The 25294-nt window shown below is 70.3% G+C and carries 25 protein-coding genes and 2 riboswitches; of the genes, 6 read left to right on the top strand and 19 right to left on the bottom strand.

Going from position 1 to position 25294, the window contains the following annotated elements; all coding sequences use genetic code 11:
- Nucleotides 1–158: 158 nt before the first annotated feature.
- From AB0K05_RS13470 to AB0K05_RS13460, 3 genes are all read right to left on the bottom strand, one after another.
- Nucleotides 159–644, bottom strand: a complete 486-nt coding sequence (locus AB0K05_RS13470) for an RDD family protein (protein ID WP_148035609.1) — start codon at nt 642–644, stop codon at nt 159–161.
- 111 nt (nt 645–755) lie between these two features.
- Nucleotides 756–2093: an RDD family protein gene (locus tag AB0K05_RS13465; RefSeq protein ID WP_364229151.1), complete on the bottom strand. Its 1338-nt coding sequence runs from the start codon at nt 2091–2093 to the stop codon at nt 756–758.
- Nucleotides 2094–2190: 97 nt separating this feature from the next.
- The gene (locus AB0K05_RS13460; protein WP_148035610.1) at nt 2191–2748 is read right to left on the bottom strand and encodes an amino-acid N-acetyltransferase; all 558 of its coding nucleotides are present in this window, start codon (nt 2746–2748) and stop codon (nt 2191–2193) included.
- A 286-nt stretch (nt 2749–3034) separates the two neighbouring features.
- Nucleotides 3035–3189: riboswitch (cyclic di-AMP (ydaO/yuaA leader) on the top strand.
- 6 nt (nt 3190–3195) lie between these two features.
- Between AB0K05_RS13460 and AB0K05_RS13455 the strand changes: the two genes are divergently transcribed.
- The gene (locus AB0K05_RS13455; protein ID WP_271275962.1) at nt 3196–4239 is read left to right on the top strand and encodes a C40 family peptidase; all 1044 of its coding nucleotides are present in this window, start codon (nt 3196–3198) and stop codon (nt 4237–4239) included.
- Between the two features lie 3 nt (nt 4240–4242).
- Here AB0K05_RS13455 and AB0K05_RS13450 read toward each other — a convergent pair whose 3' ends face one another.
- Nucleotides 4243–4455, bottom strand: a complete 213-nt coding sequence (locus AB0K05_RS13450) for a LuxR C-terminal-related transcriptional regulator (protein ID WP_148035612.1) — start codon at nt 4453–4455, stop codon at nt 4243–4245.
- A 189-nt stretch (nt 4456–4644) separates the two neighbouring features.
- Here AB0K05_RS13450 and AB0K05_RS13445 point away from each other — a divergent pair, with 189 nt between their 5' ends.
- On the top strand, nt 4645–5844 hold the full coding sequence (locus AB0K05_RS13445) for a cytochrome P450 (RefSeq protein ID WP_364229148.1): 1200 nt from the start codon (nt 4645–4647) through the stop codon (nt 5842–5844).
- 24 nt (nt 5845–5868) lie between these two features.
- Here the strand turns inward: AB0K05_RS13445 and lysX are convergent, their stop codons facing one another.
- Complete coding sequence (lysX, locus tag AB0K05_RS13440) at nt 5869–7350, bottom strand: bifunctional lysylphosphatidylglycerol synthetase/lysine--tRNA ligase LysX (RefSeq protein WP_271275960.1); 1482 nt, start codon at nt 7348–7350, stop codon at nt 5869–5871.
- 148 nt (nt 7351–7498) lie between these two features.
- On the opposite strand from lysX, the gene AB0K05_RS13435 reads away from it, so the two are divergent.
- Nucleotides 7499–7966, top strand: coding sequence for a hypothetical protein (locus tag AB0K05_RS13435; protein WP_364229145.1), 468 nt, complete (start codon nt 7499–7501; stop codon nt 7964–7966).
- A 56-nt stretch (nt 7967–8022) separates the two neighbouring features.
- On the opposite strand, the gene AB0K05_RS13430 is transcribed toward AB0K05_RS13435, so the two are convergent.
- From AB0K05_RS13430 to AB0K05_RS13415, 4 genes are all read right to left on the bottom strand, one after another.
- A complete protein-coding gene (locus AB0K05_RS13430) occupies nt 8023–8805 on the bottom strand; it encodes a type III pantothenate kinase (RefSeq protein WP_271275958.1) in 783 nt (260 codons plus the stop codon).
- Nucleotides 8806–8808: 3 nt separating this feature from the next.
- Complete coding sequence (locus tag AB0K05_RS13425; RefSeq protein ID WP_271275957.1) at nt 8809–11334, bottom strand: L-aspartate oxidase; 2526 nt, start codon at nt 11332–11334, stop codon at nt 8809–8811.
- Nucleotides 11335–11410: 76 nt separating this feature from the next.
- Nucleotides 11411–12244, bottom strand: a complete 834-nt coding sequence (panC, locus tag AB0K05_RS13420; RefSeq protein ID WP_271275956.1) for a pantoate--beta-alanine ligase — start codon at nt 12242–12244, stop codon at nt 11411–11413.
- 43 nt (nt 12245–12287) lie between these two features.
- Nucleotides 12288–13178, bottom strand: a complete 891-nt coding sequence (locus tag AB0K05_RS13415) for a DUF2520 domain-containing protein (RefSeq protein ID WP_148035617.1) — start codon at nt 13176–13178, stop codon at nt 12288–12290.
- Between the two features lie 319 nt (nt 13179–13497).
- Between AB0K05_RS13415 and AB0K05_RS13410 the strand changes: the two genes are divergently transcribed.
- Complete coding sequence (locus tag AB0K05_RS13410) at nt 13498–14460, top strand: SAM-dependent methyltransferase (RefSeq protein WP_271275955.1); 963 nt, start codon at nt 13498–13500, stop codon at nt 14458–14460.
- A gap of 7 nt (nt 14461–14467) precedes the next feature.
- Here the strand turns inward: AB0K05_RS13410 and AB0K05_RS13405 are convergent, their stop codons facing one another.
- Nucleotides 14468–15658 carry a cytochrome P450 gene (locus AB0K05_RS13405; protein ID WP_364229141.1) on the bottom strand — a complete coding sequence of 397 codons (1191 nt, stop codon included), beginning with the start codon at nt 15656–15658 and terminating at the stop codon, nt 14468–14470.
- Nucleotides 15658–16398, bottom strand: a complete 741-nt coding sequence (locus AB0K05_RS13400) for a TerC family protein (protein ID WP_148035620.1) — start codon at nt 16396–16398, stop codon at nt 15658–15660. Before AB0K05_RS13400 ends, AB0K05_RS13405 begins: the two co-directional genes overlap by 1 nt.
- Nucleotides 16399–16498: 100 nt before the next feature.
- Nucleotides 16499–16614: riboswitch (SAM riboswitch) on the top strand.
- Between the two features lie 53 nt (nt 16615–16667).
- Here AB0K05_RS13400 and AB0K05_RS13395 point away from each other — a divergent pair.
- Nucleotides 16668–17948: an aminotransferase class V-fold PLP-dependent enzyme gene (locus AB0K05_RS13395; RefSeq protein ID WP_364229778.1), complete on the top strand. Its 1281-nt coding sequence runs from the start codon at nt 16668–16670 to the stop codon at nt 17946–17948.
- A 25-nt stretch (nt 17949–17973) separates the two neighbouring features.
- Here the strand turns inward: AB0K05_RS13395 and AB0K05_RS13390 are convergent, their stop codons facing one another.
- The gene (locus AB0K05_RS13390) at nt 17974–18573 is read right to left on the bottom strand and encodes a DoxX family protein (protein WP_364229139.1); all 600 of its coding nucleotides are present in this window, start codon (nt 18571–18573) and stop codon (nt 17974–17976) included.
- A gap of 157 nt (nt 18574–18730) precedes the next feature.
- Between AB0K05_RS13390 and AB0K05_RS13385 the strand changes: the two genes are divergently transcribed.
- Complete coding sequence (locus AB0K05_RS13385) at nt 18731–19876, top strand: NADH-quinone oxidoreductase subunit D (protein ID WP_364229137.1); 1146 nt, start codon at nt 18731–18733, stop codon at nt 19874–19876.
- Nucleotides 19877–19882: 6 nt separating this feature from the next.
- On the opposite strand, the gene AB0K05_RS13380 is transcribed toward AB0K05_RS13385, so the two are convergent.
- From AB0K05_RS13380 to ftsH, 7 genes are all read right to left on the bottom strand, one after another.
- Nucleotides 19883–20338 (bottom strand): DUF3180 domain-containing protein, encoded by a 456-nt coding sequence (locus AB0K05_RS13380; RefSeq protein ID WP_364229135.1) that lies wholly within the window; start codon nt 20336–20338, stop codon nt 19883–19885.
- Nucleotides 20335–20838 (bottom strand): 2-amino-4-hydroxy-6-hydroxymethyldihydropteridine diphosphokinase, encoded by a 504-nt coding sequence (gene folK / locus AB0K05_RS13375; protein WP_364229133.1) that lies wholly within the window; start codon nt 20836–20838, stop codon nt 20335–20337. The genes AB0K05_RS13380 and folK overlap by 4 nt, the downstream gene beginning before the upstream one ends.
- Nucleotides 20835–21200 (bottom strand): dihydroneopterin aldolase, encoded by a 366-nt coding sequence (gene folB / locus AB0K05_RS13370; RefSeq protein ID WP_364229131.1) that lies wholly within the window; start codon nt 21198–21200, stop codon nt 20835–20837. Before folB ends, folK begins: the two co-directional genes overlap by 4 nt.
- Nucleotides 21190–21639, bottom strand: a complete 450-nt coding sequence (locus tag AB0K05_RS13365) for a nuclear transport factor 2 family protein (protein WP_148035627.1) — start codon at nt 21637–21639, stop codon at nt 21190–21192. The genes folB and AB0K05_RS13365 overlap by 11 nt, the downstream gene beginning before the upstream one ends.
- Nucleotides 21636–22487, bottom strand: a complete 852-nt coding sequence (gene folP, locus AB0K05_RS13360; RefSeq protein WP_364229129.1) for a dihydropteroate synthase — start codon at nt 22485–22487, stop codon at nt 21636–21638. The genes AB0K05_RS13365 and folP overlap by 4 nt, the downstream gene beginning before the upstream one ends.
- A gap of 113 nt (nt 22488–22600) precedes the next feature.
- Nucleotides 22601–23179 (bottom strand): GTP cyclohydrolase I FolE, encoded by a 579-nt coding sequence (folE, locus tag AB0K05_RS13355; RefSeq protein WP_148035629.1) that lies wholly within the window; start codon nt 23177–23179, stop codon nt 22601–22603.
- Nucleotides 23176–25170, bottom strand: a complete 1995-nt coding sequence (gene ftsH, locus AB0K05_RS13350) for an ATP-dependent zinc metalloprotease FtsH (protein WP_148035630.1) — start codon at nt 25168–25170, stop codon at nt 23176–23178. The genes folE and ftsH overlap by 4 nt, the downstream gene beginning before the upstream one ends.
- Nucleotides 25171–25294: the final 124 nt, after the last annotated feature.

Below are 25294 nucleotides of genomic sequence, written 5' to 3'. Positions count from 1 at the left end.
TTCGCACCGCAGACCATAGCGGCACACAGATGCCCATAGCCTGGCAGGGGCATCAACATCCGGCAACCCGGACGCCTCATAGCCTAATGCCAGTCTCTCCAGGTGCCTTACCGGATCTACCCCAAGTTTCCTGAAAAGCGGCGCCCAGGCTTCCCAGCTCAGGAATGATCTTTAACGACGAGGGTTCCGGCCAGCTTGTCATGGGGCCCACGCTGCAGCGGCTTGTCGATCAGGATGAGCAGGCCCACCGCGAACACGTACATTCCGGCCAGCAGATTGAGCACCGGAATGCCCATCACGATGGCCGGGGCCGGATAGCCGAGGACCCGTTTCAACCGGTCACGCGCCCCCAGCCGGGCCGGTTCCACCCGAATGCGCATGATCGCCTTGCCGAACGTGCGCCCGCCTCGTGAAAGCGTGACCCAGTCGTAGACCGTATAACCCAGCCCGGCCAACACCCATGCGAACACGCCCGGCAAACGGCCCCCGAAGAGCTCCAGCACCCCGACAGTCCGGAAGATGCCCCACAGCGCGATGAACAGAATGTAATAGAACACCCCGAAGACGAGCGCTTCAATGAGCCGGGCGGCCAGCCGTTCCCACCATTCCGCGGGCACCGGATCGGCCCGCGGCGTCGTGGCCATAACCCTCACCTCGCCCCATCGGTGTCCCGACCGTTCCCATTCTGGTACGGAGCACACACGCGAAAACAGGGACCGGTGGATCACCGATCCCTGTTTTCCGAGCCGTACAGGCTACTTGATCTTCACCACGACGGTGCCGGCGAACTTGTCGGCGAACGTCTGCTGCAGCGGCTTGTCCCACAGCTGCGAGGCGGCGTTGAGCATGACCGCGATCGCGCCGAGGAAGGCACCGACGAGCGGGAGGATCCCGAGCGCATAGCCGCCCCACGTGCCGCCGGCCCGCTTCAGGGCCATGTTGCCCGGCAGGCCGCCGGGCGGCATGGCGCCGCCCACGGGGACGACCTTGATCCCCATCACCATCTTGCCGACCGTCTGACCGTTCATCTTGGTCATGAAGTAGTCGTAGGCGACGTAGAGGCCGACCAGCAGGATCCACTGGATGAGACCGATCAGGAACGAGCTGAAGAAGCCCGTCGTGACACCCGTCACCGAGTTGTAGCTGGCCACGAAGAAGATGCCCAGCACCAGGGAGATGAGGAAATAGACGACGCCGAAGATGCAGCCGTCGATGAGACGGGCCACCAGCCGCTGCCACCACTCCGCCAGCGGCGCGGGGGCACCCGGAGGCTGCACGCCGACCGGCTGGCCGTAGCCCGGCTGCCCGTAGGCGGGCTGACCGTACTGCTGGCCGTACTGGGGCTGCTGACCGTAGCCGGGCTGGCCGTACTGCTGCTGGCCATACTGCGCCTGCTGACCGTAGCCGGGCTGGCCGTACTGCTGCCCTGACTGCGGCTGCTGACCGTAACCCTGCTGGCCGTAGGCCTGCTGACCGTAGCCGGACTGGGAATCGGGCTGCTGGCCGTAACCGGGCTGGGAGGGGGCCTGCTGACCGTAGCCCTGCTGACCGTAAGCCTGCTGACCCGAGGAGGGCTGCTGGCCGTAGCCCTGCTGACCCGAGGAGGGCTGCTGGCCGTAGCCGGGCTGGCCGTACTGGGGCTGACCGTACTGGGGCTGCTGACCGTAGTCAGGTTGCGAGGGAGCCTGCTGGCCGTACTGGGGCTGCTGGCCGTAGTCAGGCTGGGAAGGGGCCTGCTGGCCGTACTGGGGCTGGCCGTAGTCGGGTTGCGAGGGAGCCTGCTGACCGTACTGAGGCTGCTGACCGTAACCCTGCTGGCCGTAGTCGGGCTGCTGGCCGTACTGGGGCTGGCCGTAGCCCGGCTGGGACGCGCCCTGCTGGCCGTAGCCCTGCTGACCCGGCTGACCGTACTGCTGCTGCTGCCCGTACGGGGGCTGCTGGCCGTACTGGCCCTGGCCGTAGGGGTCGTCGGCCCTGTAGCCCACGACCGTCGCGTCGGGATCCTCCCCATGGGGGTGTCCCGGGTTGTGCCCGTATCCCGGATGATTCTCGCTGGATTCATCCTGCGGATACGGCGGCTGTCCGGTGCTCACCGTGTCACCTCGCTTCGCGTGCGCATGTGGCACGTGTCAGGGCACATGCCTGTCCTGGACAACGTATCGACATGGGTATCAACAATCACCTTTTCTGTCAGTCAAGATCCGCATCACCCGAGGTCAGGTGGAGCAACATCCGTGTGTTCCCCAGGGTGTTGGGCTTGACGTGTTCCAGGTCCAGGAACTCGGCCACGCCCTCGTCGTACGAGGCCAGGAGTTCGGCGTAGACCTCGGGCGAGACCGGGGTGCCTTTGATCACCCGGAATCCGTGTCTCGCGAAGAAGTCGACCTCGAATGTGAGGCAGAAAACACGCTGCAGGCCGAGTTCTTTGGCCGTGTCGATGAGGGCCGTGACGATGCGGTGGCCGATGGCCAGCCCGCGCGCCTCCGGGTGGACCGCCACGGTGCGGATCTCCGCCAGGTCCTCCCAGAGGACGTGCAGCGCCCCGCAGCCGACGACCTTGCCGTCGCGCTCGGCGACCCAGAACTCCTGCACGTCCTCGTACAGGGTGACCGTGGCCTTCTCCAGCAGCCGGGGGCCGGGGCCTCCATAGGTGTCGACCAGGAATTTGATGGCCTTGACGTCCGGCGTCCGGGCACGCCGGACCAGGACCTGCGTGTCGGGAAGGGGACGTTCGGCGACCTGCTCCATGACCCTCCAGCCTACAGTTTGTGATTACGGCTCACCCCTAACCCCGGACTTGCGCCCATCTTGTAACGTCTCGTGGCTGTACGAGCACCTGTGGCGTTGGAGGTTTCCTACCGTTCCATGCCTGGTCCAAGCAGGCACAAAGAGGACATGAAGTCTTTGCCATACCGGGCTTTACGAGACCACCTTGTGACCCCCCGGTTGTGAAATCTCTACAGAGTCTGTAGTTCCGGTTGAGCAGGAACCCTCGGTGCATTAGTGTCCAGCGTCGATGTCCCCGCGCATGTGGCGCGGAGACGCGCCCAATCCCCGCAAGGGGAGCCGGGGACCCGCCGGCGGCGTTCGAGCGGCGCCACCAGGGGTGAGTCCGAGCACCTCGCTCGGTAGGGCCGGTCCGAGCCCGAACCCGTCAGCTAGCCCGGTCGGCGCGCTACGGAAGGAGCTCGATTGGTGAAGCGCACGCGCGACCGCAGGGGGAGTTCCGCGGGCGAGCGCGCCCGCCCTCCGGAACGGGCCGGCTACGGCCGCAGGCTGGGCATCGTGGGCGCCACCCTCGCCGCGCTGCTCGTCGCCGCTCCCGCGGGGACCGTCGCCGCCGACCCCAAGCCCTCGCTCAAGGAGCTCTCCGAGCAGGTCGAGGAGATGCACCTGGAGATCGAGACCCTCACCGAGCAGTACAACGGGCAGCGCGAGAAGCTCAAGACGGCCAAGAAGGCCGTGGAGAACGCCAAGAAGAGGCTCGCCGCCAGCGAGGCCGACCTGGCCACGAAGAAGACCAGGGCGTCGCAGCTGGTCGAGGCCGAATACATGTCGGGCGGCCTCAGCCGGGTGCTCGCCTTCACCACCGGCGGCGACCCCGAGAGCTACCTCGACCGCGCGGCCACCACCTACGCCCTGCGACAGCAGCAGAGCGAGGAGGTCCTCAAGCTGACCAAGGCGATGGACGCGGCCGAGCGGGCCAGGACCGGCGCCCAGACCCGCATCGACGAGGTCAACAAGATCGTCAAGGACCTCGGCGCCAAGCGCGACCGGATCTCCAAGCTCGTCACCAAGGTCGAGAGCCGGTTGTTCCAGCGCGCGCTCGGCGAGGCCGGCCGCCCCGGCACCAGGGCCGTCAAGGTGACCCTGCCCATCCCCGGCGACGGCAAGGCGGCCCAGGCCGCCCGCTGGGCCCTCACCCAGCAGCTCAAGCCGTACGTCTGGGGCGCGGAAGGCCCCAACGGCTACGACTGCTCGGGGCTGGTCATGGCCGCCTACCAGCGCGTCGGCATCTCGCTGCCGCACTACACCGGCGACCAGTGGACCGCGGGCAGGCACATCGCGCGCGAGGAGCTGCGCCCCGGCGACCTGGTCTTCTTCTACAGCGACCTGCACCACGTGGGCATCTACCTCGGCGGCGGCATGATGGTGCACGCGCCGCGCACGGGCGACGTCGTACGCATCGCCTCACTCGACCGGCGCCCCTACGCCGGAGCGGTGCGCATCGCCGACTGACGGCTAGATCAGCTGGCGGCGCGCGGCCCAGGCCACGGCTTCGATGGCCGTGGCCACCCCGATCCGGTCGCAGATGCCCCTCAGTCTTCGGCGCACCGTGCGGCCGCTGCAATCAAGGCGCCTCCCCACTCGGTCTACTGTGACGCCCTTGGCCAGCTCCGCCAGCAACGCCAGATCTGCATGGCTCAGTTCAACATTTTCACTGAGCACATCCATCGGGAGCCCTCCCCCCCAACAGCACTACTCGGTGACGTCCTGGCACGAGCGAAAGGCTGCTCGCCCCGACTACGTAAACGCATCCGGCAAAGGCCGTCAAGCGTAAGATCTGCCCTACTTGACCATAGCCATTGACATGATCCGTCCTACGTGAAGTACTCGGCGTATGTCGGCACATTTCCAAGCGCAATGATCGATCACAAGGACTCTGACAGCGCGCCGCCGTCCACGCTGAGCCCCAGCGACATGCTGGGTTTCGATCCGTACGATTATGCGTTCCTGCGCGAGCCGTATTCCCGATACCGGAAGCTGCGCGAGAGCGGGCCGCTCTTCCGGACGCGCGGCGGGCTGCTCGTCGCCACCTCCCACGAGCTCTGCTCGGCCCTGTTGCGCGACCCGCGTTTCGGTCACGGCCCCACCCCCGCGCCCGCCGGGCCGGACGAACCGGTCCGTTCGTTCCTCATGATGGACCCGCCTGACCACACCCGGATGCGCGGACTCGTCAGCAAGGCCTTCACGCCCGGCATGGTGCGGCGGCTGCGCCCGCGGATCGAGACGATCACCGCGGACCTGATCGCCGCGCTGCCCGACGAGGCCGATCTGGTCCGCGACTTCGCCTACCCGCTGCCCGTCATGGTGATCAGCGAGATGCTGGGCGTGCCGGCGGCGGACCACGAGCGCTTCCGCGGCTGGAGCGAGACCATGGCGCGCAGCCTCGACCCGATCGTCACCGACGAGCTGACCGAGCGCTCACAACGCCACCGGCGCGAGTTCCACGACTACTTCCAGGGTCTCATCGCGCTGCGGCGGGAGCGGCCGGCCGACGACCTGCTCAGCGCGCTCGTCCAGGTCGAGGAGCTGACCGAGCGCGAGCTGCTGGCCACGTGCGTGCTGCTGCTGGTGGCCGGTCACGAGACGACCGTCAACCTCATCGCCAACGGCGTGCTCAACCTGGTCAGGCACGGCGTGCTGGGGCGGGCGGCCGAGCGGCCCAGGGAGGTCGTGGAGGAGGTGCTCAGGTATGACCCGCCGGTCCAGCTCACGGCCCGTGTCGCGCTGGAGGACGCCGAGCTGGGCGGCGTCTGGGTGCCGGCGGGCACGTCGACGCTGGCGCTGGTCGGCGCGGCCAACCGCGACCCCGCGGCCTTCCCCGACCCGGACCGGTTCGACGTGGGGCGGGCGCCTGGCAGGCATCTGGCGTTCGGTCTGGGGGTGCACTTCTGCCTGGGTGCGCCGCTGGCCCGGCTGGAAGGGGAGGTGGCGCTGGCCGCGCTGGCCGGGGCCGCGCCGGGGCTGGAGCTGGCCGACGCGGATCCGCCGTACAAGGAGAACCTGGTGCTGCGCGGCCTGGCCCGGCTGCCCGTCAGGCTCAACCGCCCGCGCCTGTAGCGCGGGCGGGCTTTCGCGGCGCGGTCAGCGGGTGGGCTTGACCAGGGGGAAGAGGATGGTCTCGCGGATGTTGCGGCCCGTGAATGCCATGATCATCCGGTCGATGCCGGCGCCCATGCCGCCCGTCGGGGGCATGCCGTACTCCAGGGCCTGCAGGAAGTCCTCGTCGAGCTGCATGGCCTCCGGGTCGCCGCCGGCGGCGAGCAGGGACTGCTCCTCCAGGCGGCGGCGCTGGTCGATCGGGTCGATGAGCTCGGAGTAGGCGGTGCCGAGCTCGGTGCCGAACCCGATGAGGTCCCACTTCTCGGTCAGCAGCGGGTTGTCGCGGTGGACGCGGGCCAGCGGGGACGTCTCCAGCGGATAGTCCATGACGAACGTGGGCTGGACGAGGGTGTGTTCGACCAGCTCCTCGAACAACTCCTGGACCAGCTTGCCCTGGCCCCACTTCGGGTCCCAGTGCACGTCGTGCTTGTCGGCCAGGCCGCGGACGCGCTCCAGCGGGGTCTCGGTGGTGACCTCCTCGCCCACCGCGGCGGACACCAGGTCGTAGAGCTTGGCCCGCGGCCACTCGGGCAGCCCGAGGTCGACCTCGACGCCTTCGTGGACGACCACGGTGGTGTCGAGCGCGGCGACCACGGCCTTCTGGTACATGCGCTGGGTGAGGTCGGCCATGTCGTGGTAGTCGAGGTAGGTGCCGTAGGCCTCGACCATGGTGAACTCGGGGTTGTGGGTGGAGTCGGCGCCTTCGTTGCGGAAGTTGCGGTTGACCTCGAAGACCTTCTCGACGCCGCCCACCACGAGCCGCTTGAGGTAGAGCTCGATCGCGATGCGGAGGTAGAGCTCCATGTCGTAGGCGTTGATGTGGGTCGCGAAGGGCCGGGCCGCCGCGCCGCCGTGGATCGGCTGCAGCATCGGCGTCTCGACCTCGAGGTAGCCCTCCTCGTGCCAGAAGTCGCGCACCGCGCGCACGGTCGCGCTGCGGACGCGGGCCATCTTGCGCGCCTCGTCGTTGACGATGAGGTCGACGTAACGCTGGCGGACCCGGGCCTCGGGGTCGGTCAGGCCGAGGTGCTTCTCGGGCAGCGGGCGCAGGCACTTGGACGTGATCTGCCAGCGGTCGGCGAGGATGGACAGCTCGCCGCGCCGCGAGGTGATCACCTCGCCCTCGACGCCGACGTGGTCGCCCAGGTCGACGTCGTGCTTCCAGGACGCGAGCGACTCCTCCCCCACCTTGTCGAGCGAGATCATGACCTGGAGGTCGCCGCTGCCGTCGCGCAGGGTGGCGAAGCAGAGCTTGCCGCCGACACGGTTGAGCATGACGCGCCCGGCCACGCCGACCCGGTCGCCGGTGGCGGTGTCGGGCTCCAGGCCCTGGTATTTCGCCCTGACCTCCGCGTTGGTGGTCGTGCGGGGGAAACTCACCGGGTAAGGGTCGACGCCTTCGGCGCGAAGGCGGTCGAGCTTCTCCCTCCGGATGCGCATCTGCTCGGGAAGTTCGTCGCTCACATCACCAAAGGGTAGGGGATACGGCCACGTGCAAGGTCTCGTCGGTCCCCTGCAGGGGGCCTGCAAGCACGCTCGGTTACCCATGTGTCACGGGCTCGAAGGGGGGATCCGGCAGCGGGCCGGTCCAGGGAGGGCTCGGGGAGAGACCATGTTCAGGAAGATCGCCACCGGCCTGCTCGCCGTCGCCGCCACCGGGGCCGTCGCCCTGTCGATGCCCGCCGCCGCGAGCGCCACCACCGCCGACGGATACTCCTGGGGCCCGGTCTACGCCAAGCACCACCTCGCCAAGGCCCAGGGCTGGATCGGCGTGGAGTGGGACGAGCACCAGACGTCCAACACGGTCCACCTCCGCGGCCGGCTCTACGACCTCGACCAGCGCACCTACGGGCAGGGCGGCAAGTGCGCCCACGTGAGGTTCCAGGCGGCCGGCTTCGACCACGAGTGGGACGCGGTCCACGCCAGGAAGTTCTGCGGCTACCCGGGCTCCAAGAAGTTCCGGTTCGACGTGGACGACGTCGCGGCGGTGCGGGTGAAGGTCTGCCAGATCCACCCGCACCAGCAGTGGGTCAGCAAGTGCGGCCACTGGGAGTACCTGTACGCCGCCGAGTCCGAGTAAGTTTCCCCCAGCCGCAAGCGGCCCCCTACCCGAGCGGGGGGCCGCTTGCTCATGTGTCAGCCGGTGTTGCGGTGGTAGATGAGCCGCAGGCCGATCAGCGTGAGCCACGGCTCGTGCACGTCGATGGAGCGCGACTCGCCGACGACCAGGCCGGCGTGGCTGCCGGTGGCGACCACGGTCACGTCGTCGGGGTCGTCGGCCAGCTCGGCGGCCATCCGTTCGACGATGCCGTCGACCTGGCCGGCGAAGCCGTAGATGATGCCCGCCTGAAGCGCTTCGACGGTGTTCTTGGCGATGACGGAGCGGGGCCTGATCAGCTCCACCTTGTGGAGCTGGGCGCCGGCGGCGGCCAGGGCGTCGACGGAGATCTCGATGCCGGGAGCGGTGACGGCGCCGATGTACTCGCCCTTGGCCGACACCGCGTCGAACGAGGTGGCGGTGCCGAAGTCGACGATGACGCACGGGCCGCCGTACTGGTCGATGGCGGCCAGCGCGTTGACGATGCGGTCGCTGCCGACCTCCTTGGGGTTGTCCATCCGTACGGGCACGCCGGTGCGGACGCCGGGCTCGACCACGACGGCGGTGACGTCGCCGTAGTAGCGGCGGCACATCTCGCGCATCTCGTTGAGCACGCTGGGCACGGTCGAGCAGATCGCGATGCCGCCGATGTCGGCGCCCTTCAGCAGGGGTGACTGGCCGAGCAGGCCCTGCAGGACGACCGCGATCTCGTCGGCGGTGCGGCGGGCGTCGGTGGCCAGCCGCCAGTGCTCGATGACGTCCTCGCCCTCGAAGAGCCCGAGCACCGTGTGCGTGTTGCCGACGTCGATCGTGAGCAGCATGTGTTACCCCCGTAGATCCAGTGCGACGTCCAGGGCCGGCGCCGAGTGGGTAAGGGCGCCTACCGCAAGGTAGTCCACGCCAGTCTCCGCCACGTCACGGGCCGATTCCAAGGTCAATCCCCCGCTGGCTTCGAGGGCAACCGCCTTGTTGGCGCGATTTTTCACGATTTGGACGGCCTGGGTGGTTTGTTCCACGGTGAAGTTGTCCAGCAAGATCAGATCCGCCCCCTCGGCCAGCGCTTCCTCCAGCTCCGCGAGGCTGTCGACCTCGACCTCGATCGGCAGGTCCGGATACCGTTCGCGCACCGCGCGGAACGCCGGCGCCACCCCTCCGGCGGCCACCACGTGGTTGTCCTTGATCAGGGCCGCGTCGGACAGCGACATCCGGTGGTTGACGCCGCCGCCGCAGCGCACCGCGTACTTCTCCAGCGCCCGCAGCCCCGGCAGCGTCTTGCGGCTGTCGCGCACCCGCGCCCGGGTGCCGCCGATCGCCTCGGCCCACCGGCCGGTGAGCGTGGCGATGCCGGACAGGTGCGTGACCAGGTTCAGCGCCGTGCGCTCGGCCGTCAGCAGGGCCCTGGTCGGGCCCTCCACCGTCATCAGCACCTCGCCGCGGCGGACGCGCTCGCCGTCCTCGGTCTTCCTCTCGGTACGGGTCGCGCCCAGCCGCAGGAAGACCGCCTCGGCGAGGGCGAGGCCGGCCACGACGCCGTCGGCGCGGGCCACCATGTCGCCGGACGAGAGCTGGCCGGCCGGGATCGTGGCGATGCTGGTGACGTCGCCGGCCGCCGACAGGTCCTCGGCCAGCGCCCGGTCGATCACCGCGTCGGCGTCGGCGGGGTCGAGCCCGGCGTCGGCCAGCTCCCGGGCCAGCCTCGGCGGCATGGCGTCGCCGTGCGGGGTGTAGGTCATCTGCAGGCCCTCCTCGGTCAGGGTCACGTCCAGGTGGCCGAGCCACTCGTGGTCGTCGCGCTCGGGGCGGTCCTCCCGCCAGTGGGAGCCGCGCGTCTCCAGCCGCGCCGCGGCCGTGCCCGCGAGCACGGTGGCGACGGTGAGCAGGTTGGTGGTCTCCCACGACTCGGTGCACGGCGGCACCTCGACGGGCGTCCAGCGGGCGTCGCGCAGCGCCCTGGCCGTGGCCGTCAGGGAGCCTCGGTTGCGCAGCACCCCGGCGCCGGCGCTCATGTGGTGCTGGATCCGGCCGCGCGCCCGCGGGTCGATCAGCCCGGCCGGGACGGCGGACTGCTCCGGCCCGCCCGGCCGGGGCCTGGCGCGGTGCACGTCCTCGGCGATCCGCTCGGCGAACACCAGCCCTTCGAGCAGCGAGTTGGAGGCCAGCCGGTTGGCGCCGTGCACGCCGGTGCAGGCGACCTCGCCGCACGCGTACAGGCCCTCGATGGACGTGCGGCCGTACAGGTCCGTACGGACGCCGCCGCTGGCGTAGTGGGCGGCCGGGGAGACCGGGATGAGCTGGGTGACCGGGTCGATGCCGTGGGCGCGGCAGACGGCCTCGATGGTGGGGAACCTGGTCCGCCACTTGTCCGGCCCGAAGTGACGGCCGTCGAGGAAGACGTGGTCACGCCCGGTCTCCCGCATCACCCGCATGATCGCCTTGGCCACCACGTCGCGCGGCGCCAGGTCGGCCAGCTCGTGCACGCCGGTCATGAACCTGTCGCCCTCGTGGTCGACCAGGAACGCGCCCTCTCCCCTGACCGCCTCGGAGATCAGCGGCTGCTGCCCGGTCGAGTCCTCGCCCAGCCACAGCACGGTCGGGTGGAACTGGACGAACTCCAGGTCGCGCACCACCGCGCCGGCCCGCAGCGCCAGCGCCACCCCGTCGCCCGTGGACACGACCGGGTTGGTGGTGGCCGCGTAGACCTGGCCCATGCCGCCGGTGGCGAGCACGACCGCGCGGGCCCGCACCGCGCCCACGCCGTCGCGCGCGCCCTCGCCCATGACGTGCAGGGTGACGCCGGTGGCCCGGCCCGCGGCGTCCTTCAGCAGATCGAGGACGAGCGCGTGCTCGATCACCTCGAGGCCGCTCGCGCGTACCGCCTCGACCAGCGCCCGCTGCACCTCGGCGCCGGTGGCGTCGCCGCCCGCGTGCACGATGCGGTCGCGCCGGTGACCGCCCTCGCGGGTGAGCTGGAGCCGGCCGTCGGGGGTGCGGTCGAAGCGGGCGCCGCGGTCCATCAGCCGCCGCAGCGCTCCCGGTCCCTCGGTGACCAGCGTGCGCACGGCCCGCGTGTCGCACAGCCCGACCCCGGCCAGCAGCGTGTCGTTGAGGTGCTCGTCCGGGCTGTCGCCGGGGTCGAGGACGGCGGCTATGCCGCCCTGCGCCCATCGGGTGGAGCCGGAGGAGAGCACGTCCTTGGTGACGACCAGGACCCGCTCGGCCGGGGCCAGCTCGGCGTGGCGCAGCGCCACGGTGAGCCCGGCGATCCCGGATCCGACGACGACCAGGTCGGCCTCGGCGGTCCAGCCCGGATCGGGCGCCGCCAGCCGCAGGGGGATCGCCGGTGCACTCATGGGCCCTCCTCAATCGGGGCTATTTCGTCAATATGACGATAACGCCTGACCGAGTATGCGCGCGCCCCGGGGGCCGCTACCGGCCCAGCCGCACCACCATGTTGTCGATCAGCCTGGTCGCGCCGACCTTCGCGGCCACCGCGAGAACCGCTTCTCCCTCGTACGGGTCGGAGACCTCCGTGAACGTGGCCGGATCCACCAGCACCAGGTAGTCGAGCTCCAGCTCCGGCGGGGCCTCGGCGAGCACCTTCGAGGCCGCGGCGCGGACCCGGGCCGGGGTCGGCTCCCCCGCTCCGGCGCGCAGGGCGCGCGACAGCGCCAGCGCCACCCGGCGCTCGCCGGCCGACAGGTAGCGGTTGCGGCTCGACAGGGCCAGGCCGTCGGGCTCCCTGACGGTCGGCGCGCCGACGACCTCCACGGGCACGTCCAGATCGGCGACCATGCGGCGGATCATGGACAGCTGCTGGGCGTCCTTCTGCCCGAACACCGCGACGTCCGGCCGCACCAGGTTGAACAGCTTGAGCACCACGGTCAGCATGCCGTCGAAGTGGCCCGGCCTGGAGGCGCCCTCGACGATCCGCCCCATCTCGCCCGCGCACACGCTCACCTGACGGTCGGGGAGGTACATGTCGCCCGCCGCCGGGGCGAACACCACGTCCACGCCCTCCTCGCGGCACGCCGCCAGGTCGGCGTCGAAGGTCCGCGGGTAGCGGGAGTAGTCCTCCCCGGGCCCGAACTGCAGCGGGTTGACGAAGACGCTGACGACGACCTGGTCGGCGCGGTCGCGGGCCAGCCTGATGAGCGAGCGGTGCCCTTCGTGCAGGGCTCCCATGGTGGGGACGAGGGCGAGGGTGCCGCCACCGCGGGCCTTGATCAGATCGGTGCGGTTCCTGGCGAGGATGAGGTCCATGCGCTGCCTCCGAGAACGGATCCATGCCCGTCGCGGGTCACGGTCAGGTCCATATGTTGCCACCCAGCGCGTCGAGGAGCCGCTCCGCCTCCTCCGGTTTCAGCAGCCCGGCCGCCAGCGCCCGGTCGGCCGTGAGCCTGGCCAGCGCCACGTAGGCGTCGGCCGCCTCGGGGGCGGCCAGGATCAGCGCGTCGACGTGCTTGCGCACGGTGCCGGCGTCGCCGCGCACGACCGGCCCGGTCAGGGCCGACAGGCCGAGCCTGAGCACGTTGTCGAGCGCGGCGCCGAGCAGCGGCCCGAGCATCCGGCCCGGGTGGTCGACGCCGATGCGGCCGAGCAGCTCCTCCGACTCGGCGATGAGCGTCACCATGTGGTTGGAGGCGTTGGCCAGGGCCGCGTGGTAGAGCGGGCGGTCGGCGTCGGCGATCCAGACCGGCTCCCCGCCCATCTCGATGACCAAGGCCTCGGCGATCGGCCGCAGCGGCTCGGGGGCGGTGACGCCGAAGGAGCAGCCGGTGATGCGGTTGAGGTCGTCGTCGCGGCCGGTGAAGGTCATCACCGGGTGCAGCGCCAGCGGCAGCGCGCCCTTGCGGGCGGCCGGGTCGAGCACGGACAGGCCGTACGCGCCGCTGCAGTGGACGAGGATCTTGCCGTGCAGGTCGGCGCCGGTGGCGGCCAGGCCGCCCACGAGGTCGGGCAGCGCGTCGTCGGGCACGGTGAGCAGGATGAGCTGGGCCGCCGCCACCACCTGGTCGGGCCGCACCGGCTCGACCCCGAGCCTGGCCGCGGCCCAACGCTGGGAGGCGTCGGAGACGCCGCTCGCGGCGACGACGCGATGGCCGGCCTGCGCCAGCGCGGAGCCGAGCGCGGAGCCGACCTTGCCCGCTCCCAGCACGCCGACGGCCAGGCGGGCCGGGCGATCGGCTGCCTCCATGACGTCACACCCCCGTCGACCTGATGGCACTGCCGACCAGGGTAACCGGCGCACCGGCAAGAAGAGATGACCGGGGTTTTGCTGCATGTTGCGTTACCGACAAAAGGGACAAGGGCAGGTGAACCGGTGCACCCCCTGTCGGATGAGATGAGGAGAGGGGTTCACCGCTGGGAGCGGGCGCCGAGTCCTATCGCGACCCGACGCCCGCACTGTGTCAGGGGCCTCTTGGGCGGTGCGCATGGCCGCCACCGCCGACTGGCGGCCATGGCGGGGCCCGGATCCGGTCCGGGCCCCGTGTCCATCGTGAGATAGTCCAGACATGTGGCTCACCTGGCGCGAAGCCACTCAGCGCGCGCTGTACGGCGAGGGCGGCTTCTACCTTCGCGAACGCCCGTCCGGCCACTTCCGCACCTCGGTCGTCGCGTCACCGGCGTTCGCCGAGGCGGTGCTGGCCCTGCTGCGCGAGGTCGACGCCGAGCTCGGCGCCCCCGCCGGGATCGACCTCGTCGACGTCGGCGCGGGCGAAGGCGTGCTGGTCCGCCACGTGCTCGCCATGGCCGGCCGCGGGCTGCGGGCCAGGCTGCGGGTCACGGCCGTCGACCTGTCCCCCCGGCCTGACGATCTTCCCGAGGAGATCGGGTGGTCCGCCCGGATCCCCTCCGGCGTGCGCGGCCTGGTGATCGCGAACGAGTGGCTCGACAACGTCCCGCTGGACGTCGCCGAGCAGACCGCAGACGGGCCGCGGCTGGTCCTGGTCGACACCGAGACCGGCGAGGAGCGGCTGGGCGGCGAGCCGCCGGCGGCCGATCTGGAGTGGCTGAAACGGTGGTGGCCGCTGTCGTGCGTCGGCACGAGAGCCGAGATCGGCCGCACCCGCGACGCGGCCTGGGCGGCGGTCCTGGCGCGGCTCGACCAGGGGCGGGCCGTCGCCGTCGATTATGCACACCCTGTGGATAACCGGCCGCGCTGCGGCACGCTCACCGGATATCGCGACGGCGCGGTCGTTTCCCCGATCCCCGACGGGACCTGCGACATCACCGCGCACGTCGCGCTCGACGCGTGCGCCGAGGCCGGGCGGCGGGCGGGCGCGATATCCACAGCCTTGTCCACACAGCGTGCCGCGCTGCGCGAGCTGGGCGTCACCGGCGCCCGCCCCTCCCTCGACCTGGCCCGCACCGATCCTCCGGGCTATCTCCGGGCGCTCGCCCGGGCCTCCGAGGAGGCCGAGCTGATCGATCCGGCGGGGCTGGGCGGGTTCGGCTGGCTCTGCCAGCGCCGGTGACCCGGCGTCAGCGCGTGCTCAGCTCCAGGCCCTGCAGGCCCCGGATGATGTAGCCCGGCTTCCACTCCGGCTCCCTGACAAGCTCCAGCGCCGGCGCCCGGTCGAGCAGCGCGCCGAACGACTCGACCATCTCGATCCTGGCCAGCGGCGCGCCCAGGCAGTAGTGGATGCCCAGGCCGAACGAGATGTGCGGGTTGTCCTTGCGGCCCGCGTCGAACCGGTCGGGGTCGTCGAACACCTCGGGGTCGCGGTTGGCCGAGCCGAACAGCAGCGCCACCTCGGCCCCGCGCGGGATCCGCACGCCGCCGACCTCGATGTCCTCCAGGACCCAGCGCTCGAACATCTGCGCCGGGGTGTCCCAGCGCAGCACCTCCTCGATCGCCGTGGGCAGCAGCGAGCGGTCCGCGCGGAGCCGGGCCAGCTCGTCCGGGTTCCTGAACAGCGCCCACCAGCCGTTGCCGGTGGCGTTCACGGTGGCCTCGTGACCGGCGTTGAGCAGCAGCACGCAGGTGCCGATCAGCTCGTCCTCGGTCAGCTCGGGGATTCCCGCCAGCGCGCTGATCAGGTCGTCGCCCGGCTTCCCCGCCCGCTCGCGGGCCAGCCCTCTCAAGTACTCGGCGAACTCGTCCGCCGCCCTGACCGCGGTGTGCTGCATCTCCTCGCTCGGATTGAGCTCGTACATCAGGCAGATGTCCGAGGACCAGGGCCGCAGCAGGTGACGGTCCCGCTCGGGGATGCCCAGCATCTCCGCGATGACCGTCACCGGCAGCGGCTCGGCGACCTCCGCGATCAGATCTCCGCCGCCCTTCTCCACGTACGCGTCCACGAGCCCCTCGGCGATGGCCCGCACGCGCGGCCGCAGCGACTCGACCATGCGCGGGGTGAACGCCTTGGACACCAGGCGGCGCAGCCGGGTGTGCACCGGCGGCTCGACGTCGAGCATGCCGGCGCGGACCACCCGCCAGAACGGCTCCTGGAACTCCGGCTCCGGTGGCCTGCCGAACTCCTCGTCCGTGGCCACGTGCAGATAGGAACGGCCGAGCCTGCGGTCACGCAGCAGCTCGTCCACATCCGCGTGGCGGGCGATCAGCCACTGGTCGGCGGGTTCGAAGTAGCTGACGGGGGCCTCCCGCCTCAGCTCGGCGTAGACGTCGTAGGGATGGGCCACGAAATCCGGATTCCAGGGATCAAAGCGCACTATTGCATAGTAGGAGCTTCCTCCACCTGCTTGTTCTTCCTGCTCCGCACCCGGATGTTGAGCAGCTCGACGACGACCGAGAACGCCATCGCGAAGTAGATGTAGCCCTTCGGGATGTGCTGGTCGAGACCCTCGGCCACGAGCATCACCCCGATCAGCACCAGGAACGCCAGCGCCAGCATCTTGATGCTCGGATGCGCGTCGACGAACCGGCTGATCGGCCCGGAGGCGAACAGCATCACCGCCACCGCCACGACCACGGCCGCGATCATCACCCCGAGCTCGTCGACCATGCCCACGGCGGTGATCACCGAGTCGAGCGAGAACACGATGTCGAGCAGCATGATCTGCACGATGACCGACGTGAACGAGACGACGGCCGCCGACTTGCCGTCCTTGCTCGGCCCGTCCATCGTGTGGCTGATCTCGGTGACGCTCTTGGCCAGCAGGAACAGCCCGCCCAGCAGCAGGATGAGATCTCGTCCCGATATCTCGTGACCGAGCACCTCGAACAGCGGCGCGGTGAGCCGGACCACCCACGACAGCGCCAGCAGCAGGAGCAGCCGCATCACCAGCGCCGCGGCCAGGCCCACCACCCGCGCCCGGTCGCGCTGCTCGGGAGGCAGCTTCCCTGCCAGGATGGAGATGAAGATGATGTTGTCGATGCCCAGGACGATCTCCAGGGTCACCAGGGTGAGGAACCCTATCCAGATCTCCGGGTTGGACACCCAGTCAAGCATCGCCGCCTACTTTCGGTGGGGGAACGTACCACCGCCCAACGAGCAGAAGTCCGGAGAAGTTCGCGATCCGGATGAATCATCGGTTATAGTCCGGCACGTAGGTCATGAGTGCCAGCGCCAAGCCCCGGCTCGCTGGCCGGCAACCCTCGCGTCCGCGGCGGGGTGCCCCGGGTGAAGACCTGGTCCGCCACGAAGGGTGGCGGGCAAGCGCGGGCTCCGTGGCTGCTCCTGGGGTCCGATGACGCCCGAGGAGGCATGCCGTGTCCACTTTGACGATCTTCGACGCCGCCCGCACCGCTCCCGAGAAGCACCCGGAGCCCTGTCCGGCGCGCGCGATCCCCGCCGTGCTCGGCGCCGACCTGCGAGTCCCGGTCAAGGGCGGCAGGCTCACCGGGTACGCCAACCTCGACTACGCCGCCAGCGCCCCCTGTCTGGAGCAGGTCAGCACCGCCGTCGCCGCCGCGCTACCGGCCTACTCCAGCGTGCACCGCGGCGCCGGGTACGCCTCCCAGCTCACCACCGCCCGCTACGAGCAGGCCCGCCACACCGTACGGGCCTTCGTCGGCGCCCGCACGGACGACGCGGTGGTCTTCACCCGCAACACCACCGACGCCACCAACCTGCTCGCCCGCTGCCTGCCCGAAGGCACCACCGTGGTCGTCTTCGACACCGAGCACCACGCCTCGCTGCTGCCGTGGCAGCGGGTGGTCCGGCTGGCGCCGCCCGCCTTCCCCGGCGAGGCCGTGCGCGCCGCCGACGACACCCTGGCCGGGATCGACGGACCCAAGCTCCTGGTCGTGACCGCCGCCTCGAACGTCACCGGCGAACTCTGGCCCGTCGCCGCGCTGGCCCACATCGCGCACCGGCACGGCGCGCGCATCCTGGTGGACGCCGCCCAGCTCGTCCCCCATCGGCCGCTCAACCTGACCGCGCTCGACCTGGACTACGTGGCCTTCTCCGGGCACAAGCTGTACGCGCCGTTCGGGGCGGGGGCGCTGGTCGGCCGCGGTGACTGGCTGGCCGCCGGCGACCCGTACCTGAAGGGCGGCGGCGCGGTGCGCGCCGTCGGCGAGGACGGTGCCGACTGGCACGACGACCCCGAGCCGCGGCACGAGGCGGGCACCCCGAACGTGCTGGGCGCCATCGCGCTGGCCGCCGCCTGCGACGCGCTCACCGCCACCGGCTGGACCCCGCTCGTCCGCGAGGAGGAGCGGCTGCTCGCCCGGCTGCGTGCCGGCCTCGCCGCCATCGAGGGGGTACGGGAACTCTCGCTGTGGGGGCCCGGCCACCCGCGCGTGGGCATCGTGTCCTTCACCGTCGACGGCCACCCGGCGCGCGAGGTCGCCGAGACGCTGTCGGCCGAGCACGGGATCGGGGTGCGGGACGGCAAGTTCTGCGCGCACCCGTTCGTCCGGCACCTGCTCGGCACGCAGGACGGCGGCTGCGCGGACGGCACCGCCTCGGCCGTGCGCGCCTCGATCGGCATCGGCACGACCGAAGAGCATGTCGACCGTCTTCTCGCCGCGCTGCGCGACCTGGCCGGTCGCTGAGCGGCCCGCTCAGCGACCGCAACTCCTACGGCTTGCGTGGGTGGGGCCGGGTCGGCTCGTCGCCGAGCAGGCGGTCGACGTCACGCATGTCGCGGTCGTCCAAGCCGCTCGCGCCGCTCCCCTGCGGGGGCACGTCGCGCTGCGGCTCCTCCATCACCGTGGGCCGGGTGGGCGCGTTGTCGAGCCCGCCCGGCACCGGCTCGTAGGCGGGCTCGGTCGCGGCGGCCCGCCTGGAGCGACGCCTGTGCACCGCGTGGATGATCCCGTCGAGGCCGATGCGCCCGCCGCCCAGCGCGATCAGCAGCAGGCAGGCCGCGCCCAGGGCCGCCACCAGCTCCCAGCCGCCCTCCGTGACGAACACCCCGCCGGCCGCGTGCACGAAGAGCAGCGCCCCGATCATGTCGACCAGCAACAGCGCCGCCGAGATCCGGACCGCCAGCCCCAGGATCAGCAGCACCCCGCAGACCACCTCGACGATCGTCGCGAAGGCGGCCGACGCCTGGGGCAGCGGCACGCCCATCTCGGTGAAGCCGGCGCTGATGGCCCCCAGACCCGCTGTCCATTTCTGCAGCCCGTGCGCCACGAAGATGACGCCGATCACCACCCTGGCGATCAGGGCAGCCACATCAAAGATGACCCTCTTCATCGTCTTGTTCCCCCGTTCCAGACAATCCTCCCCCGCCATGGCCTGGTGATGCGCGTGCTTGCCGTACCTTGACCTCGGACGACGGACCCCGGCACACCCGTTCCTTGACCTGGTATCCGGTGAGAGCATGGGCCGTATGACGGAACGCGTGGTGGGAATCGGCGCAGGGGCGAAGGAACTGGCCACCGAGGACATGATCCTCAACATCGGCCCCCAGCACCCCTCGACGCACGGCGTGCTCCGCCTCCGCCTGACGCTCGACGGCGAACGCATCGCCACCGCCGAGCCGATCGTCGGCTACATGCACCGGGGCGCGGAGAAGCTGTTCGAGGTGCGCGACTACCGGCAGATCATCATGCTGGCCAACCGCCACGACTGGCTGTCGGCGTTCGCCAACGAGCTCGGCGTGGTGCTCGCCGCCGAACGCATGCTCGGCATGGAGCCGCCCGTCCGCGCCGTGTGGGCCCGCACGCTGCTGGCCGAGCTCAACCGGGTGCTCAACCACCTGATGTTCCTCGGCTCCTACCCCCTGGAGATGGGCGCCATGACGCCCATCTTCTACGCCTTCGACGAGCGCGAGCGCATCCAGGCCGTCATGGAGGAGATCTCCGGCGGGCGGATGCACTACATGTTCAACCGCGTCGGCGGTCTGAAGGAGGATCTCCCGTACGGGTGGCTCGACCGGGTCTCACAGACCGTCGCCGAGGTCCGCGCGAAGATCCCCGACATCGAGAACCTCATACTCAACAACGAGATCTTCCTCGCCCGCACCAGAGGCGTCGGCGTGCTCACCCGCGAGCAGATCATGCAGTACGGGGTCAGCGGCCCCATCGCCAGGGCCTCGGGCGTCGACGTCGACCTGCGCCGCGACCAGCCCTACCTCGCCTACCCCGAGCTGCCCGTCAGGGTCGTCACCCGCACCGCCGGCGACTGCCACGCACGCTTCGAGGTGCTGCTGGAGCAGGTCAAGGTCTCGCTCGACCTGGCCGACGCGTGCGTCGACCGGCTCCGCTCGCTGCCGCGGGGGCCGATCAACCAGCGGCTGCCCAAGGTGCTCAAGGTGCCGGAGGGCCACACCTACGCCTGGACGGAGAACCCTCTCGGCATCAACGGCTACTACCTGGTCTCCAAGGGCGACAAGACCCCGTGGCGGCTCAAGCTCCGCTCCGCCTCCTACGGCAACATCCAGGTGCTGCGCGAGATGCTGCCCGGCCACCTGGTCTCTGACATGGTGGCCATCCTCGGCTCGATGTTCTTCGTGGTGGGCGACATCGACAAGTGACCGGCTCTACTCGGGCCGGTCACCCTCGTGGTCCTCGGGGATGCGGCAGGCGTGTTCGAGGAAGAGGGCGGCGCAGACGAGGACCACGCAGGCCAGCAGCGAGCCGCCGGACACGAAGAACTCGCTCCGCGGCGTCACCTTCTCCAGCTCCGTCGCCGTGTGCAGGACGAAGCCGCCGAACAGGCCCGCGAACCCCGCCCCGCCGTATGCGGACGCCTTGGCCAGCGCGACCAGCCGGGCCACCGCGAGCGGCTCCACCGGTTTGGTGCCGGGCCGGCGGGCGATCCTGGCCCGGGTCATCCACCCGGCGTAGGCCTCGCCGATGGCCAGCAGCAGCACCGTCGGGATCGCGGTCCACGGCACCAGCGGCATTTGGGAGTAGAACTGCTGGACGGTCAGCCATGTCAGCAGCGCGACGACGACGAAGACGACGGCCAGCAGGCCGGGACGGGTCGGTCTCAATCGGGCCTCTGCAGCTTCAGGTCCTCACGGAGTCGCGCGCCCCTCTGGTCGAGGCCCGCCAGCAGGTCGGCGACCCGGCCCTTGCCCGGCAGCTCCGCGTCGGGGTCGGCCTGCGCCCACGGCAGCAGCACGAACGCCCGCTCGTGCGCCATGGGGTGCGGCAGCGTCAGCTCCGGGTCGTCGCTGACGATGTCGCCCACCATGATCAGGTCGATGTCGAGCGTCCGCGGCCCCCACCGCTCCTGGCGGACGCGGCCGAAGGCGTCTTCGGTGCTCTGCGCCCGCTCCAGCAGGGTGTGCGGTTCGAGAGTCGTCTCCGCCACCACCACCGCGTTCAGGTAGGGCCGCTGGCCCCCGGGGCCGCCCACCGGGTCGGTCTCGTAGACCGGCGAGGCCGCCACGAACTCCAGACCCGGCGCGTCGAACAGCGCGTCCACGGCGCCCTGCAGCGTCTGGAAACGTCTGCCCAGGTTGCTCCCGAGCGCTAGCACGGTCTTCATCGGCGCCTCCGTTGGATCGTCACCACCACGTCGCCGAACGGCAGGGGGATCGGCGCGGCGGGTTTGTGCACGCTCACCTCCACGGACTCGACGAGCTCCCTATCCAGGCAGACCTCCGCCAGCCGCTGGGCGAGCGTCTCGATCAGCGCGACCGGCTCGCCCTCGACCACCTTCACCAGCGCCTGCGCCAGCTCGCCGTAGTCGACGGTCAGGGTCAGGTCGTCGCCCGCGGCCGCGGGCGCGGTGTCGAGGAAGAGGGTGACGTCCACGACGAACTCCTGGCCGAGCTCCCGCTCGGCCGCCAGCACGCCGTGTCTCCCGCGGGCCCGCAGGCCCTTCAGCGCGATCCGGTCAGTGCTCAAGCTCGCCTTCCTCCTCCTCGTCGTCGTCGCTCTGCAGCACCGGCGACCCGTGGTGCATCCACAGCCGCCAGCCCTGAGGGGTGCGGATGTAGACGTTGCTGGCCACCACCTTGCCGGCCGCGAAGCTGGACTCGCCCTCCTCACCCGCCGTGAGGATGTTCTCCACGCAGGTCAGCACCGCCACGTCGTCGCGGAGCACGGTGGTGTTGACGTCGGTGAGCACGAACTGGATGTAGGTCGTGTTGGCCATGATCAACGCCCACGACCGCAGCACCTCCGACCGGCCCGCCAGGAGGGTCCAGCCCGGGTGGACGCAGCTGACCTTGCCGTCGACGCCGTCCTCGGCCCAGATCTCGGTCATCCGATCGAGGTCGGCGTCTTCTATCGCGGTATAGAACTCCTGGTTGATGGTCTCGATCGCGGCGGTGTCGACGCTCATGTGTCAGCTCCGGCTCTCTTCCATGCTGCTGCCACGCGCACGGCATCGGCATTCGGACCTACGGTGTGCACCCGGACGCACCAGGCGCCGTCACGGGCGGCCAGCGCCGTCACCGCCAGCGTGGCGTCGTCGTTGCGGTCGAACGGGCGCGGCGTGCCGTCGGCGTCGGCGAGCAACCGCCCCAGGAACCTCTTGCGGGACGCCCCGATCAGCAGCGGGTAGCCCAGCTCGGTCAGGCGCGGGATCGCCGCCAGCAGCGCCCAGTTGTGGGTGGCGTTCTTGGCGAAGCCGAGCCCGGGGTCGAGCACGATCTGCTCGCGGGAGACCCCCTCGGCGAGCACCAGCTCCACCCGTTTGGCCAGCTCCTCGCAGACCTCGGTCACGACGTCCTCGTAGACCGCGCGGCTCTGCATGTCTTCGCTGTGGCCGCGCCAGTGCATCACCACGTAGGGCACACCTGCGGCGGCCACCACGCGCGGCATCTGCGGGTCGGCCAGGCCGCCGCTCACGTCGTTGACCAGGACGGCCCCGGCCTCGACCGCGGCCTTGGCCACCTCGGCCCGCATCGTGTCGACGCTGACCTGGACGCCCTCCGCGGCCAGCGCGCCGATCACGGGCACCACGCGGGCGAGCTCCTCGTCGAGCGACACCCTGGAGGCGCCCGGCCGGGTGGACTCGCCACCCACGTCGACGATGTCGGCGCCCTGGGCGACCAGCTCGAACCCGTGGCGGATGGCCGCCGCCTCGTCGAACCACAGGCCGCCGTCGGAGAACGAGTCAGGGGTCACATTGACCACGCCCATGACCAGGCACCGGTCGGCGTCGTCAAGCCCCGGCACTCTCGTCATGTGCCCAAGCCTAGGCGCTCGCTCATACCCGGCGATATCGCGGGTGCCCCGTTGTGGATAACGATCCCTTCGCGCTTGGAACGCGCGCGGATCTCACGCGGCGCCGCCAGCCGTCAGCGCCCCAGGATCAGCGCCATCGCCTCGGCGCGCGTCTTGTCACTGGTACGGAAATCGCCGCGGACGGCCGAGGTGACCGTCTTCGCGCCGGGCTTGCGTACACCACGCATCGTCATGCAGAGGTGTTCGGCCTCGACCACCACGATCACGCCGCGCGGCTCCAGCACCCGCATGATGCCGTCGGCGATCTGCGAGGTCATCCGCTCCTGCACCTGCGGCCGGCGCGCGTAGACGTCGACCAGCCTGGCCAGTTTGGACAGGCCGGTGACCTGGCCGTGCTCGTTGGGGATGTAGCCGACGTGCGCCAGGCCGTAGAACGGGACGAGGTGGTGCTCGCAGGTCGAGTAGACCTCGATGTCCTTGACCAGGATCATCTCGTCGTGGTCGACGTCGAAGACCTTGTTGAGCACGTCCTCGGGGGTCAGCCCGAGGCCCGAGAACTGCTCCGCGTAGGCGCGGGCCACCCGGGCGGGCGTCTCGAGAAGGCCGTCGCGGTCGGGATCCTCGCCGATGGCGTAGAGGATCTCGCGGACGGCCTTCTCGATCCGTCCGAAATCTACTTCGTGCGCTTTCACGCAGTGTCTCCGGAAGGCAGTGCGCCCTGGTGGCCCTGTCCGAGCGAGCCGTTGCCGTACTGCTCCTTGGGGGTCAGGATGGGCGGCCGGTCGGACGGGAGCCGCTTGCCGTAGCCCGCGTAGGACGGACGGTGCTCTTTGACGACCACCGGAGAGAAGATCTCCAGCACCATGTCGCGGGAGAGGGTCTCCTTCTCCATGAGTTCGAGCACCAGGTTGTCGAGCACGTCGCGGTACTCGACCAGGATGTCCCACGCCTGGTCGTGAGCCGTCTCGATCATCCGGCGGACCTCTTCGTCGATCGTGGAGGCGATCTTCTCGGAGTAGTCGCGCTCGTGGCCCATCTCACGGCCGAGGAACACCTCGGCCTGGCCGCTGCCGAACTTGCGGGCGCCCAGGGCCTCGCTCATGCCGTACTCGGTCACCATGCGGCGGGCGACGGCGGTGGCCTTCTCGATGTCGTTGGAGGCGCCGGTGGTGGGCTCGTGGAAGACGAGCTCCTCCGCCGCGCGGCCGCCCAGCAGCATCGCGAGCTGGTCCATCATCTCCGACCGGGTGGCCAGGAACTTGTCTTCCATCGGCAGCGTCATCGTGTAGCCGAGCGCCCGGCCCCGGGACAAGATCGTGATCTTGTGGACCGGGTCGGAGTTCGGCAGCGCGTGCGCCACCAGCGCGTGACCGCCCTCGTGGTAGGCGATCATCTTCTTTTCCTTGTCGGACATGACGCGGGTCTTGCGCTCGGGCCCGGCCATGACCCGGTCGATCGACTCCTCCAGCATGTCCATCGTGATCAGCTTCTCGTCGGCGCGCGCGGTGAGCAGCGCCGCCTCGTTGATCACGTTGGCCAGGTCGGCGCCGGTGAACCCGGGGGTCCGGCGCGCGATGACGTCGAGGTCGACGTCGGGCGCGAACGGCTTGCCGCGGCCGTGGACCTTGAGGATGCCCTTGCGGCCCTCCAGGTCGGGACGGTCGACGGTGACCTGACGGTCGAAGCGGCCGGGACGCAGCAGGGCCGGGTCGAGGATGTCGGGCCGGTTGGTCGCGGCGATGAGGATCACGCCGCCCTTGACGTCGAAGCCGTCCATCTCGACGAGCAGCTGGTTGAGCGTCTGCTCGCGCTCGTCGTGACCGCCGCCCAGGCCGGCGCCGCGGTGGCGGCCGACGGCGTCGATCTCGTCGATGAAGATGATCGCCGGGGCGTTGGCCTTGGCCTGCTCGAACAGGTCGCGCACCCGGGAGGCGCCGACACCGACGAACATCTCGACGAAGTCGGAACCGGAGATCGAGTAGAACGGCACGCCCGCCTCACCCGCGACCGCGCGGGCGAGCAGGGTCTTGCCGGTGCCGGGCGGGCCGTAGAGCAGGACGCCCTTGGGGATCTTCGCGCCGATCGCCTGGAACTTGGCCGGGGCCTGGAGGAAGTCCTTGATCTCGTGGAGTTCCTCGATGGCCTCGTCGGCGCCCGCGACGTCGGCGAAGGTGGTCTTGGGAGTGTCTTTGGTGATCAGCTTGGCCTTGGACTTGCCGAAGTTCATCACCCGGCTGCCGCCGCCCTGCATCTGGTTCATGATGAACAGGAAGAGCAGCACGATGATGACGATCGGCAGGAAGCTCACCAGGATGCTGAGCAGGATGTTCTCCTGCGGCACCTCGGTGGTGAAGCTGTCGGTCTTGCCGGCCTGCACCTGCGCCTGCAGGTCGTCGGTCAGCTTGGCGCCGTAGCCGGTGACCCAGTCGGACTGGATCATCTTGGTGGGCTGGTCGCCGGGCCTGACCGTGATGCCGTTCTTGAGCGTCAGCTCGATCCGCTGGTCCTTGTCAATGATCTTCGCGTTGCTGACGTTGCCGGTGCGAATCTGCTCGAGGACCGTGGACGTGTCGGCCTGCTTGAAGTTGCCCCCGCCGCTCCACAATTGGGTGACGAGCAGGAGCAGCACGACGATGCCCAGGATCCACAGCAGTGGCCCACGTGTAAATCGCTTGAGATCCATCCGATGCGGAACCCCTGGCGGGCCCGTCCCTTCCCTGACCATGGCCTGGAACCCCGGGCAGGACCCGGGGCCGCGGCATCCCGACGCCGCGACTTCTGACTACCCGGAGGGGACGCTCGGTCAC

Origin of the sequence: Nonomuraea sp. NPDC049486 (genome assembly GCF_040676925.1) — a bacterium.
Classification (GTDB): Bacteria; Actinomycetota; Actinomycetes; order Streptosporangiales; family Streptosporangiaceae; genus Nonomuraea; species Nonomuraea ferruginea.
Note: the sequence above shows the minus strand (reverse complement) of the source record. Positions and strands in the feature narration are given on the sequence as shown.